This is a genomic window from Olleya namhaensis, from assembly GCF_900114005.1.
Taxonomy (GTDB): domain Bacteria; phylum Bacteroidota; class Bacteroidia; order Flavobacteriales; family Flavobacteriaceae; genus Olleya; species Olleya namhaensis.
In genome coordinates this window covers 396235-408913 of the sequence record NZ_FORM01000002.1, presented here as the reverse complement: position 1 = coordinate 408913, position 12679 = coordinate 396235, and the positions used below count along the sequence as shown (strand labels likewise).

Genomic DNA, 12679 nt, shown 5'->3' with positions numbered 1-12679 from the left:
GTGTTATATTGTTTTTAGCTGGTGACGTGTTACTTCCGGCTTGTACTTCTCTTGTTTATAAGAAGAGTGCATTATTGAAGTTTTATAAGTCGTACTGAAAGTTTAGCAAAGCTAAGTGTTTTTATGCATAAAAAAAACCACTAACTCTAAAAATAGAGTAGTGGTTTTAAATATGTATAATTATTTTTAAATTTTTCGCTTACGCGGAAATAAAAACAGTTAGTCTATCCTAAAGATACACGTTTGAAATCTGTTACAGTAACATTTTTAGTTGCTACGTAAGCTTCAACAGTTACTTTTTCGTCTTTAATAAAACGTTGATCTAATAAACATTGTTCTTGATCTAAAGTTGTGTTGTCAGAGATGAAACGGTCCATTTTACCAGGTAAAATTTTGTCCCAAATTTGTTCTGGCTTACCTTCAGCTTTTAATTCTGCTTTAGCAGCTTCTTCAGCTTGAGTAATAACTTCAGGAGTCAATTGAGACATAGAAATGTACTGAGGTACATTTTTTAATGTTTTTCCTAAACGTCCTAATTCGATGTTATCTTTTTCAATTACGGCAATTCTAGCTTCAGTTTCTGAGGCAACAAATGCAGGGTCAAAATCTTTGTATGATAATGAAGTTGCTCCCATAGAAGCTACTTGCATTGCTACGTCTTTACCAACAGTTTCTTCTTTTTCAGATAAACCAACTAAAGCACCAATTTTGTTAATGTGAACGTAAGAACCAACATAAGGAGCTTCTAATCTTTCAAAAGCGTTGATTTCTAATTTTTCACCTACTACACCAGTTTGTTCAACTAATTTTTCTGCAACTGTCATACCTCCAAAGTCTGCAGCTAAGAAGTCTTCTTTGTTATCAAAGTTAAGTGCGATGTCTGCGAATTGACCTGCTAATGCTAAAAATGATTCATTTTTACCAACAAAATCAGTTTCACATCCTAATACGATTGCAACACCTACAGTGTTGTCAGCGTTAATTCTTACTGCAGCAGCACCTTCAGAAGAATCTCTGTCAGCTCTTTTTTCTGCTACTTTTTGACCTTTTTTACGTAAAACGTCAATTGCTTTGTCAAAATCACCACCTGCTTCAACTAATGCTTTTTTGCAGTCCATCATTCCTGCTCCAGTAGCTTTTCTTAGTTCGTTTACTTGTGCTGCTGAAATTTTTACTTCGCTCATAATAAGTATAATTTAAAAAAAGTCGTTTAATTATTTTTCAACAAAGAAAAGAATCAAACGACTTATTAGTGTTTTGTAAATGTTATTTTATTCTTCTTCGTCTTTAGCTACTACTGCTTTTTTAGGTGCTGCTTTTTTCTCTACTTTAGCTGCATCTTTACTAGCTTTAGCTGCTTCCTTGTCTGCTTTTTCTGCTTTACGTTCGTTTAATCCTGCAGATACAGCATCAATTACGTGCGTTAAGATTTTGTCAATTGATTTTGAAGCATCATCATTTGCTGGTATTACGTAATCTACTTGACGTGGATCAGAGTTAGTATCTACCATTGCAAAAATTGGAATGTTTAATTTTTGAGCTTCTTTAATCGCGATATGCTCACGTTTAATATCAACAACAAATAAAGCACCAGGTAAACGCGTCATGTCTACGATAGAACCTAAGTTTTTCTCTAACTTAGCTCTTAAACGATCAACTTGTAAACGTTCTTTTTTAGATAACGTTAAAAACGTACCGTCTTTCTTCATTCTATCAATAGTAGCCATCTTTTTGATTGCCTTACGGATAGTAACAAAGTTAGTTAGCATTCCACCAGGCCATCTTTCAGTAATGAAAGGCATGTTAATGCTACCTGCTTTTTCTGCTACGATATCTTTTGCTTGCTTTTTTGTTGCAACAAATAAAATCTTACGACCTGAAGCTGCAATTTTTGCTAATGCATCTCCAGCTTCTTCGATTTTAGCTGCTGTTTTATATAGATTGATTATATGGATACCGTTACGCTCCATATAAACGTAAGGTGCCATATTTGGATCCCACTTACGTGTAAGGTGACCGAAATGTACACCTGCTTCAAGTAATTCTTTTACTTCTACTGCCATTTTGTAATAGTTTACGTTCTTGTGAATTAGCAATAATTAAGTGGTCATTTATAAATAAATTCGCCTTAATTATTTAGATGCTAGACTAAATCCTGTGTATTTTGTTTGTAAAGACACTAGGACAACAATAACTGTGTTTATACTGATTTTACATCAGTACCTTTTAATTTAGTTTGAATATGAACAAAAATCTGTAAAACAAATTTTGTACATGATTCTGGATATTAACGTTTAGAGAATTGGAATTTCTTACGCGCTTTTTTCTGTCCGAATTTTTTACGCTCAACCATTCTTGGGTCTCTTGTCATTAATCCTTCAGGTTTCAATACTAATCTGTTTTCTGGATCGATTTCGCACATTGCACGAGAGATCGCTAAACGGATAGCTTCTGCTTGACCTGTAATACCACCACCAAATACGTTTACTTTAATATCAAATACACCTTCATTCTCTGTTAAAGCTAATGGTTGGTTTACTTTGTATTGTAAAGTTGCAGTATCGAAGTAGTCTTTAATGTCTTTTTTGTTAATCGTAATATTACCTTTTCCTTCAGATAGGTAAACACGAGCAACTGCGGTCTTACGACGACCAATTTTGTGAATTACTTCCATTACTTGAATTCGTTTAAGTTAATTACTGTTGGCTTTTGCGCTTCATGAGCATGAGCTGTACCAACAACAACATTTAAATTACGGAATAATGCTGCACCTAATTTGTTTTTAGGTAACATTCCTTTTACTGATTTTTCTACTAACCTTGCTGGATCTTTTCCGAACATTTCTGTAGCAGTTAAACTTCTTTGTCCACCTGGGTAACCTGTGTGACGAATGTACGTTTTGTCATTCCACTTGTTTCCTGATAAGTTGATTTTTTCTGCATTGATAACAATTACGTTATCTCCACAATCAACGTGCGGTGTGAAGCTAGGCTTGTGCTTTCCTCTAATTAGTTTTGCAACTTTAGAAGACAAACGCCCTAATGTTTGACCTTCTGCATCTACTAAAACCCACTGCTTATCTACAGTAGCTTTGTTTGCTGAAATCGTTTTGTAGCTTATTGTGTCCACGTTATTAATTATTTTTTATTAAACATTCCTCTCTCAAAAAGAGTTTGCAAATTTACGATTATATATTTGATTACCAAATAGTGATGCAACTTTTATTTAATAAGTCTGTTGATATCTTTTGGGCAATCTTAAACTGTTGATACTATATTATGTAAAGTTGCTAATCTTTATATTGGTATAAGCTAACAACGTTTTTGATGGGTGTTTTATTTTTACGTTTTAATTTTATTTGATCTCTAAACGTCTACCTTTTGTAAATAATTCGAAAATTATTATTGCATACACTACTAAATACTCGGCGCCAATGATCCATAAATTCTCTGTATTATCGGCGTTGGCGTAGGCCAAATAACTTATAATAGCTATAAAGCTCCAAACTATTGCGTATTTATAATTTGTAAATACGGATAGTAATAAGATAGACGCGATGTACCAAGGGTGAACTGTAGTACTTAGCAGTAAGTATATTGTAAAAGCAATTAGCATACTTTTTACTAAGGTACTAAATACTTGGTTTTTTCTAAATAGTGCAAGGCACCAGATAGATGTAAATATTATGACAGGTAATATTTTACCTATTATTGCTATTTGGTTATAGCCTGTTATAAGATATCCAACTTCTCTAGCTAAATAATAGAGGCTTGCGTTAAACTCGAAATTACCAAACCATAACCCTACAGTTTTAGAATAGTTATTTATAAACGTCATTGAGAAAAACGGTGCAAATAACAAAAGTGTTGCTGTCCCTATGATTAAATAAAAGCTAATTAGTTTTTTGAAATCTATTTTAGTGTGATCTTCTTTAAGTCTAAACCATTTTACAAATAATGGTAAAAATAGTAACGGGACTAATTTTGTCGAAATAGATAACGCAAAGACAACTGCAGCCCATTGCCATTTGTTTTTATGTAATAAGTATAAACTTAGGATTAAGAAGAATAACATTACACCTTCAAAATGTAAATTACCTGTTAGTTCTATTATTATAAATGGGTTTAAGATGTACCAGAATATTTTATGTGGTTTTAGTCCCAGTCTTTTTAATAGCTTGGCACCAAAATAAAGGGTTCCGATATCTGCTGCTATTATTATAAGTCTTAATCCTATTACTGATCCTAATATATTTGATGAAGAGAATAGATTGGCTACAATAAAAAGTAGTTGGTTTATGGGAGGATAGTTGGAGTAGTGGCTGGCGTTAAGCTCTTGCATGCCTACTACTAGTTGTTGCGCTTGGCTTATTGGATACTCTCCTAATGCTATAAAATTTGCAGGTGTATGCAAGTAAGGATTAAATCCTTGCAATATCATACGTCCGTCCCAAATAAAACGGTAAAAATCTTGTGATAGATTAGGTATGGCTAGCAAAAATACTAATCTACTTATTATTGCAATACCAACTAAAAGGGTAAAGTTGTCTTTATTGTTGTTTACTATTTTAAGGAATAATCCAAATAATACAATATAAATGGAGATTAGATTGGTGTGGTCTGTTCTAGCTAAATCATAAGCAAATACACCGTACAGGCAAAAACTAGCTAGTATTAGCAGTAGTGTTAATTTGTTAGTTTTTAAAAAGAATGTATTAAGCATGATGCGTCCTGCGTTAGCGGTTGAAATGGCATCCTTTTTTGCGATATTGTAAAACAAGTCTTTGCTATTTACCAAGGGTTTGCTTTATAAAACAGTTTTACATGAAAGCAAAACTGTATCGCAGAAAAGATATAATGGAAGACGCGACCCTTGTGGTAACGCCCAAAATATTAGGCTTTAGAGGTTAGTGATTTGAAAAATACAAATCCAAATCCTATGGTTAACATTAAGTGAAAAGGGAATAAACCAAAGTCTCCACCCTTATCTCCAACCACAAAAGCACTGTACATACCAAACGCAAAGTATAGCATTAATGCACCTTCAAAAATAACATTAATAGATATGTTTTTACGTAAATATTTATTGCCTTTCCAACTGTCTTTTATTGTACTAATATTAAATTTTGGAGTACGTACAAACTCACTACGCTTACCAATATGACCTTCTAATACTGCAATAGAGTTGTGTAAAGAAAAGCCCATTGCTATCGAGAAAAAGGTAAAAAATAGTGCGATATATTTTAAAAAGTCTTTGAAAGTATTACCATGACTTTGCTTGTACATAACCCAATAACATACAAAAAAGATAATTGTACTAACCACAAAAAAGCTCATAACATAAAAGTATGGTCTTAGGTGTGCATATTCGTTTTTAATGTATAACATCGGGATACTTAAAATACCAACTATTAGTACGTTTAAAAACATAGTACTATTTAATAAGTGTAATAACCCGTGAAGTTTAGTTTTAGCTGAAATGTTTTTACTTTTAACGACGCGTCCAAACATTTTTTGGAAGTTTTCTGCTCCACCTTTGTTCCATCTAAACTGTTGTGATCTTGCTGCGCTAATTACCACAGGAAGTTCTGCAGGTGTCTCTACATCTTCTAAGTACTTGAATTTCCAGTTTTTAAGCTGCGCTCTGTAACTTAAATCTAAATCCTCTGTCAATGTATCACCTTCCCAATTACCGGCATCTAAGACGCAAGTTTTACGCCATACACCAGCGGTACCGTTAAAGTTTATAAAATGTCCTTTACTGCTACGTCCAACTTGCTCTAAAGTAAAGTGTGCGTCTAAAGCAAAGGCTTGTATTTTTGTTAGTGTGGAATAGTCTCTGTTAATGTGTCCCCAGCGTGTTTGAACCACACCAATTTCTGGATCTTTAAAAAATGGAATGGTTTTTTTAAGCCAATTTGGTTCTGGTAAAAAATCGGCATCAAAAATAGCAATGTATTCTCCTTTTGCTATTTCTAAACCTTCTTTTAAAGCACCTGCTTTAAAACCTTGTCTGTTGGTTCTAGTAATATGGACAATGTCTAATCCTTGTGCTTTTAATTGTTCTACATGTGCTTTTGTAGTGGCAACGGTCTCATCTGTAGAGTCGTCTAAAACTTGTATCTCTAATTTGTCTTTTGGATAGTCCATTAAGGCTATGTTGTCCAATAGACGATCCATAACATACAACTCGTTATAAACGGGAAGTTGAATAGTTACTAGTGGAATTTCTTCCGAGTTATTAAAGTTGAATTTTGGTCCGTTTTCTTCTTTCTTTTTTGCTGCTAGGTAATTAAACAAAAGGTTTAATTGTGCCAAGGCATACATAAAGATAAGAACTAGCGCAATGCTATAAATAATAATGGTAATGGTTTCGAGAATCACTTTTTAAAACTGTATTTAAAAATCCACGTTAGTATTTTAACGCCAGCAAATATACTACCTTTTATTGTTCCTGAAACTTTTGAGACACCAATTCTATTTCTATAGTTTACAGGAACTTCTATATAGCTTAATTTTTGCTTTAACACTTTAAGTTGCATTTCTACTGTCCAGCCATAGGTTTTGTCTTCCATATTCAGCGCCAGTAGTTTATCATATTTAATGGCTCTGAAAGGACCTAAATCTGAAAATTTGGCACCAAAAAAAAGTGACATTAAAGTTGTTGCTAGCCAGTTGCCAAACACTTGTTGTGGCATCATGCTACCTTCCTCTCTCAAGTTTTTGACACGTGCTCCAATAACAAAGTCCATGTTTTGATCTATAATAGGGGCTACAATTTTGGTTAACTCTTCAGGGAAATCACTATAATCTCCATCTAAAAACACCACAATGTCAGGTTTACTATCTTGTTTAGCGATATAATCCATACCTTTTAAACAGGCGTAACCATAACCTTTATTACTTTCTTGTAACACAGTTGCACCTGCGTTTTTAGCATTAGCCTCTGTTAAATCTGTCGAGTTGTTGCTAACCACAATCACCTCGTCCACTATAGAAGGTATATCTTTAATTACATGTGCAATCGAGTCTTGCTCGTTATAGGCAGGAATGATGACTTTTATTTTGGTCATTTAAGGTCGCTTAATTTATTTTCTTTTTTGAAGGACTTTAAATCGGTCCATTCTTTTATTTTTTGTCCTGCTTTGTATTTTACAGCAGATATCAACGCTTCGTTTTTATACATTAGACAATACCCGTTTTTTTGATTGTCTTTGAGTTGGCATTTATGATTTATTTTTTCGTTGTCATCATAAAACAACCACCATTTTACCTTTTTATCGGTTAGATAATGGCCTTCCTTTTCTTTTTTACCGCTTTCGCGGAAATATTGCCAGTAGCCAACTTTTAGGTTTTGGTTAAAGCTTCCAAATTTAGATATTACTGCGTTGTTATGATAGAATTTCCAGAATTTATTTTTTAAACCATTAAGATAATTCCCTTCGCTTTTGCTTTTAGTATTGTCGTGATATGTTTTCCAATAGCCCGTTTTAGCGCCATTTATATAACGTCCTTGACTTTTTAAATTGGTGTTTTTATGGTATGTTTTCCAATAGCCATTAGCGTTATTATTGGTGTAATTACCTTCTTTTTCTAAGGTGTTACTTTCAAAATAGTACTTCCAATACTCGGTTTTTAAATCAGATGCAAAACGCCCTTTTGCTTTTACTATGTTGTTATCATGATAAAATATCCAGAAATCTGTTTTTAGATTATTTTTGTAATTTCCTTTTTTTTCAACATTTCCGTTTGGATAATAATAGATCCAAAAATCGGTTTTGTTATTGTCAATAGTCCATCCTTTGGATTGTATGTTGCCATTATCAAAATAAGTGGTGACATAGGTTTTTTCCGCGTAAGCGCCAACGCTTAAAACTAAAAACAGATATACTATAAAGGGTTTCATGATTAAAAATGGACGTTTATTTTTTGTTTACAAAATCCATTAAGTCTACATCGTTACCAAGTAATACTTCTGTTGGGTTTATACGTCCTTCCATTGAGTCGTTTTCTAATTTTAAAACTCCTCTTGGGCAAACCGCACTACAAACACCACATCCAACACAACTAGAACGTACTATGTTTTCTCCTTTTTGTGCGTATGCACGAACATCAATTCCCATCTCGCAACTGTTAGAACAGTTACCACAAGAGATACATTGTCCTCCGTTAGTTGTTATTCTAAATTTAGAAAACATACGTTGCTGAAATCCTAATATAGCTGCCATTGGACATCCAAATCGGCACCAAGAACGACTTCCTAATATTGGATAAAAACCAGTACCTATTACTCCAGAAAAGATAGACCCTATGTAAATACCGTAAGTAGATCTTAAAGCGGTTCCTTTAACAAAAAACAGTTGCTCTGTAGTAGATGTAAAATGCATGAATAATAATAAGGCAATTACAACAGCATAACCTATAGCACCAGCTTTTGCATCTTTACCAAGCTCTTTACCTCTAAAGTACATTACTGCAGCAAAAATGATAGTTAAAAATACTATTACTGATGTAATAAAAACATCACGTGTTAACCAAAAGTTATTACTGTCTTTACCTAAATAGCTATATACCATAGCAGTTGTCATAACTACAGAAAACACTAAAACCGTATGTATTAACCAGCGCTCTAACTTCCAAGCAGAAAGTTTTTTTGATGATAATTGTCTAAAACTATCTCCCGCAGTTTCTGCCAATCCACCACATCCACAAACCCATGAGCAATACCAACGTTTTCCGTATTTGTATGTTAAAATAGGGGTTATTAAAAAGGTAGATACAATACCAAATATTATTAAGGCTAAACCAAGATTACCATTAGATAAAAAGCCTTTAACAGACCACTCGTCAAAAAGATAATAGTTAAGTGGCCAAACACTTTTTAGATCGTAATATGGTAAGTCATTATTCATGACATACATAAATTCTGGAATCAAAAAGGCAAACCCTAATTGAAAAAACATAACAGACATGGTACGTATTTGTTGGTAACGGTTGTGTCTATATTTTAATATAAACTTATAACCAAAAGCAAGTATTGCAATAGTATATAATGATCCGTACACAAACCATTGGCTAGCATTACGTCCACTTAATAAATTACTTAAAGGGTCAAATAAACCAACCAAACCAGTATTTGGAGCACCATCTTTGGCTAATCCTAAATATTGTGGGTAAAAGTATAATACAATATAAAAGCTAGTTAATATTATACCTAAAGCCCAACCCCAAAAACCTCTGGAGGAAATGGATTTAAACCAGGTACCGTCGTTTTTTATTCCTTCTAATTTTGTTAAATAGGCTTCTCTAGAATAAACTACAATACCTACTGAAATTAGTCCGATAGCTAAGGTTAAAAATAATGCGGTATTAGGTAGATTTACATTAAATAAAGCTAGCGCTAGTATTAATAATCCAACAAGTCCAATACCTAAAGCAAACTTTTGTTTTGTTGATATATGAAACGCATCAGGAGATGCTAATGACATACTATGGTTTAATTTATTACTCATATCTGGAAAGGTTAGGCTGTTTGCATTTGGTTATTGTAAGTCTCTAAAATTTGATTTTCAAAATGTTTGTAAAATTCTGGATCAAAATTGGCTTCTTTTAAGTGATTGATAACATAATCAACGTCACGTTGTTCTGTCAGCCATGTGTCAAACGTTTCATGACGCATTCGGATTCCAAAAGTATTAATACCTAAAAACGCTTTAGTGTCTTTGTTGTAGGCTACGGTTATACATTTGGTGTCGTCTTCATGTTTCCAATGGAAGTGTTTTTCGTATTCTGGACGTCCACGCTCTCCAAATACCCAACCGTAGGTTTGGTATTCGATATCTAAAAATTTAGCACTATTAAACCAATGTCCTGGTTTGTATTGTAGTTTATTACCGCATAATGTTTGGGCTAAAGTTTCGCCCATCATACGTCCTGTATACCAAACGGCTTCAATTGGACGTCTGTTTCCAATTGCTTCGTGTTGCTCTGCACAATCACCAATGGCATACACGTCTTTAACGTTGGTCTCTAAGTAACGGTTAACTAAAATCCCTCTATTAATTTCGATTTTTGAGTCTTTTAAAAACGAAACATTAGGCGATACACCTGCTGTTAATCCAACAAAGTTACATTCTAGCTCTTCTCCAGTTTCTTCAATTATAATAGATTTGATATTTCCGTTTCCGTCCGATTTAATTTCTTTTAAATTGGTGCTTAATCTTAAATCTATATGATGGTTTTTAATATGTCTGTTAATCATTTGACTTTCGCCTTCAGGCAAGACGCCATTCCAAAAACTAGATTCTCTAACTAAAAAAGTGACCGGTATGTTTCTTGAGTTAAACATTTCTGCCATTTCAATACCAATTAATCCACCACCAACAATTACTGCACGTTTGCAGGCTTTGTTATCCGGAGCGATTTGCTCCATACTATCCAAATCTTGTTTGCTATATAAACCTTGCGCACCATTTAAATCTTGACCTGGCCAACCAAATTTGTTAGGTTTACTACCTGTGGCAATAATTAATTTATCATAAACTAAAGTGTCTCCTTCGGCAAATAATAAGGTTTTGTTATCTGTGTCAATACTATTTACGTATCCTTTTTTTAGCTCAATTCGGTTTTTCTTCCAAAACCAATTCTCGTAAGGTTGCGTGTGTTCAAACTTCATGTGTCCCATGTATACGTACATTAAGGCGGTTCTTGAGAAAAAATAATCCGTTTCGGCAGAAACAATTGTTATTTTTTTGTCCGATAATTTTCTGACGTGTCTTGCTAGAGTAACTCCAGAAATCCCGTTTCCTATAATGACGATGTGTTCCATAAATTTAGTTTGTTAGATAGTCTGTCGGTTTTAAAGTTAAAAACTTAATTGGATTTTTAGTTTAGAATCTTTTTAAATAACACAAAGTGTGTAAGGTTCTAACTAAAAATAAGACGTGAATTTTTTTTATTTTTTTTGAAAGTTTAGCGCAATTGTTAAGACTTAAAGCATGTTGTAAGTAATTAAAACTTTATAAATGATGAAAAATAACCTAATAATATTACTAGTATTCTGCGGATTGTTTTCCGCGAAAGCGCAAACGCTTGACGACTTTTTTATACAGACGGATGCCTTTTTAAAAGCACACGTGGCTAAAGGTAAAGTAGATTACAAAGCAGTAAAGGAAAACTCAGAAACTTTAACCTCTATTTTAACAATTGCTAACAAGGTGTCTGTAACAAAAGCAGATGCTAAAAACTACCAAGCCTTTTGGATTAATGCCTATAACTTATCCGTTATAAAAGGGATTGTGGATAATTATCCAATAGCATCACCTTTAGATAAATCTGGTTTTTTTGATAAAACTACATACAGTTTGGCTGGTAAAAAGGTGACTTTAAATACTATAGAAAATGAGTTGTTAAGAGCTAATTTTAAGGATGCAAGATTTCATTTTGTGCTAGTTTGTGGCGCTATTGGTTGTCCGCCTTTAATTGCAGAAGCTTATATGCCAAAAACTTTGGAAGCGCAGTTGGAACAACAAACCAAATTGGCTTTAAATGGTGATTATTTTATTAAGGTTAATGATAAAAAAGAAACCGTAGCAGGTTCTGAAATAATGAAATGGTATAACGAAGATTTTGTGCAAAATGGAATGACCGAAATTCAATTTATAAATAAATACAGAACTAATAAAATACCTGAAAATTATAAGCTGACCTATTTTACGTATAACTGGAAATTAAATAAATAATAATAAAATAACGCTTTCGCGGAAATTAAAATACACACAAAACATGAGAAAATTAACCATTGTATTACTTGCTTTATCAACAACCTTTGCAGGTTTTAGTCAAGAAGATCAAACTGAAACAACTAGTAACATCCAAACATATACACCATCTAAACTATTAAGTAAAGGACAATGGGATATTAAGTTTTTTAATAACCTATATACTCAAAACGAAAGTACGTTTACATCTGGTACAGAAGCTAGAGAGACTTATTTTACATCCACAGTTGATGTGTTTACAGGACTTAGCGATAGCAACCGTTTTAATGTTGGTTTATTATTAGAATTTAGATCTAATGTTATTGGAGATCGTGATGCTTTAGACGTTTTTAAATTTGATGGAGAGACAAATACTGCACGTTCTGGATTTACATCTTTTGCGCCTGCAATTAAGTTTAACCCGATTAAAAGTGTGAGTAATTTTACCATTCAAACCGCATTTCATATTCCTTTGGTAGATAACGAAAGTGAAAATGGGGTGTTTTTAGATCAAAAAGGATTTACATTTCAAAACCGTTTTTTCTATGATTATAATTTTAACTCTAAATGGCAATTATTTACGGAGCTTAATACAGAGTATCACTTTGGTAAAAAGGAAGAGAGTTTTGCTAATAACAGTTTAAGTTTAACACCAGGTTTGTTTTTAAGTTATTTCCCGAGTTCTAAATTTACTGTTTTAGGATTAGTGCAACATTCACAACGTATTGATACTGGTAACGATTTTGAACAAGATTTTACAGCAGTTGGTGGTGGTGCAAAGTATCAAATTAGTGACGTTTTAAATATTGAAACGTTATACACAACATTTGTAAGAGGTAATAATACAGGGTTAGGGCAATCTTTTAATATTGGTTTAAGAGCTTTATTCTAGAATAGTCATAAAATAATATGTCAAATATA

The 12679-nt window shown here is 33.1% G+C and carries 12 protein-coding genes; 2 read left to right on the top strand and 10 right to left on the bottom strand.

Translation table 11 applies throughout. The features are described from left to right. Nucleotides 1–224: 224 nt before the first annotated feature. From tsf to BMZ09_RS04875, 10 genes are all read right to left on the bottom strand, one after another. Nucleotides 225–1184, bottom strand: a complete 960-nt coding sequence (gene tsf / locus BMZ09_RS04920; RefSeq protein ID WP_090838048.1) for a translation elongation factor Ts — start codon at nucleotides 1182–1184, stop codon at nucleotides 225–227. Nucleotides 1185–1271: 87 nt separating this feature from the next. Further along, nucleotides 1272–2063, bottom strand: coding sequence for a 30S ribosomal protein S2 (gene rpsB, locus BMZ09_RS04915; protein ID WP_090838046.1), 792 nt, complete (start codon nucleotides 2061–2063; stop codon nucleotides 1272–1274). 224 nt (nucleotides 2064–2287) lie between these two features. Then, complete coding sequence (gene rpsI / locus BMZ09_RS04910; protein ID WP_090838045.1) at nucleotides 2288–2674, bottom strand: 30S ribosomal protein S9; 387 nt, start codon at nucleotides 2672–2674, stop codon at nucleotides 2288–2290. Continuing rightward, a complete protein-coding gene (rplM, locus tag BMZ09_RS04905; protein WP_090838043.1) occupies nucleotides 2674–3129 on the bottom strand; it encodes a 50S ribosomal protein L13 in 456 nt (151 codons plus the stop codon). The genes rpsI and rplM overlap by 1 nt, the downstream gene beginning before the upstream one ends. Before the next feature lie 225 nt (nucleotides 3130–3354). Continuing rightward, complete coding sequence (gene mptB / locus BMZ09_RS04900) at nucleotides 3355–4797, bottom strand: polyprenol phosphomannose-dependent alpha 1,6 mannosyltransferase MptB (protein WP_317042601.1); 1443 nt, start codon at nucleotides 4795–4797, stop codon at nucleotides 3355–3357. A 95-nt stretch (nucleotides 4798–4892) separates the two neighbouring features. Next, the gene (locus BMZ09_RS04895; protein ID WP_090838041.1) at nucleotides 4893–6383 is read right to left on the bottom strand and encodes a cellulose synthase family protein; all 1491 of its coding nucleotides are present in this window, start codon (nucleotides 6381–6383) and stop codon (nucleotides 4893–4895) included. Continuing rightward, nucleotides 6380–7072 carry a glycosyltransferase family 2 protein gene (locus tag BMZ09_RS04890; protein ID WP_090838040.1) on the bottom strand — a complete coding sequence of 231 codons (693 nt, stop codon included), beginning with the start codon at nucleotides 7070–7072 and terminating at the stop codon, nucleotides 6380–6382. The genes BMZ09_RS04895 and BMZ09_RS04890 overlap by 4 nt, the downstream gene beginning before the upstream one ends. Next, a complete protein-coding gene (locus BMZ09_RS04885; RefSeq protein WP_090838038.1) occupies nucleotides 7069–7905 on the bottom strand; it encodes a toxin-antitoxin system YwqK family antitoxin in 837 nt (278 codons plus the stop codon). Before BMZ09_RS04885 ends, BMZ09_RS04890 begins: the two co-directional genes overlap by 4 nt. Nucleotides 7906–7921: 16 nt before the next feature. Beyond that, complete coding sequence (locus BMZ09_RS04880) at nucleotides 7922–9511, bottom strand: 4Fe-4S binding protein (protein WP_090838036.1); 1590 nt, start codon at nucleotides 9509–9511, stop codon at nucleotides 7922–7924. A gap of 11 nt (nucleotides 9512–9522) precedes the next feature. After that, complete coding sequence (locus tag BMZ09_RS04875) at nucleotides 9523–10827, bottom strand: NAD(P)/FAD-dependent oxidoreductase (RefSeq protein ID WP_090838034.1); 1305 nt, start codon at nucleotides 10825–10827, stop codon at nucleotides 9523–9525. A 196-nt stretch (nucleotides 10828–11023) separates the two neighbouring features. Between BMZ09_RS04875 and BMZ09_RS04870 the strand changes: the two genes are divergently transcribed. Next, nucleotides 11024–11740, top strand: a complete 717-nt coding sequence (locus BMZ09_RS04870) for a DUF547 domain-containing protein (protein WP_317042600.1) — start codon at nucleotides 11024–11026, stop codon at nucleotides 11738–11740. A 43-nt stretch (nucleotides 11741–11783) separates the two neighbouring features. Beyond that, nucleotides 11784–12650, top strand: coding sequence for a transporter family protein (locus BMZ09_RS04865; RefSeq protein ID WP_090838030.1), 867 nt, complete (start codon nucleotides 11784–11786; stop codon nucleotides 12648–12650). The last annotated feature ends 29 nt before the right edge of the window (nucleotides 12651–12679 follow it).

Bases quoted from the DNA above. Each gene is read 5' to 3' on its own strand.
- tsf (WP_090838048.1), bottom strand. From the start codon at position 1,184: ATGAGCGAAGTAAAAATTTCAGCAGCACAAGTAAACGAACTAAGAAAA.
- rpsB (WP_090838046.1), bottom strand. From the start codon at position 2,063: ATGGCAGTAGAAGTAAAAGAATTACTTGAAGCAGGTGTACATTTCGGT.
- rpsI (WP_090838045.1), bottom strand. From the start codon at position 2,674: ATGGAAGTAATTCACAAAATTGGTCGTCGTAAGACCGCAGTTGCTCGT.
- BMZ09_RS04890 (WP_090838040.1), bottom strand. From the start codon at position 7,072: ATGACCAAAATAAAAGTCATCATTCCTGCCTATAACGAGCAAGACTCG.
- BMZ09_RS04885 (WP_090838038.1), bottom strand. From the start codon at position 7,905: ATGAAACCCTTTATAGTATATCTGTTTTTAGTTTTAAGCGTTGGCGCT.
- BMZ09_RS04880 (WP_090838036.1), bottom strand. From the start codon at position 9,511: ATGAGTAATAAATTAAACCATAGTATGTCATTAGCATCTCCTGATGCG.
- BMZ09_RS04875 (WP_090838034.1), bottom strand. From the start codon at position 10,827: ATGGAACACATCGTCATTATAGGAAACGGGATTTCTGGAGTTACTCTA.
- BMZ09_RS04870 (WP_317042600.1), top strand. From the start codon at position 11,024: ATGATGAAAAATAACCTAATAATATTACTAGTATTCTGCGGATTGTTT.
- BMZ09_RS04865 (WP_090838030.1), top strand. From the start codon at position 11,784: ATGAGAAAATTAACCATTGTATTACTTGCTTTATCAACAACCTTTGCA.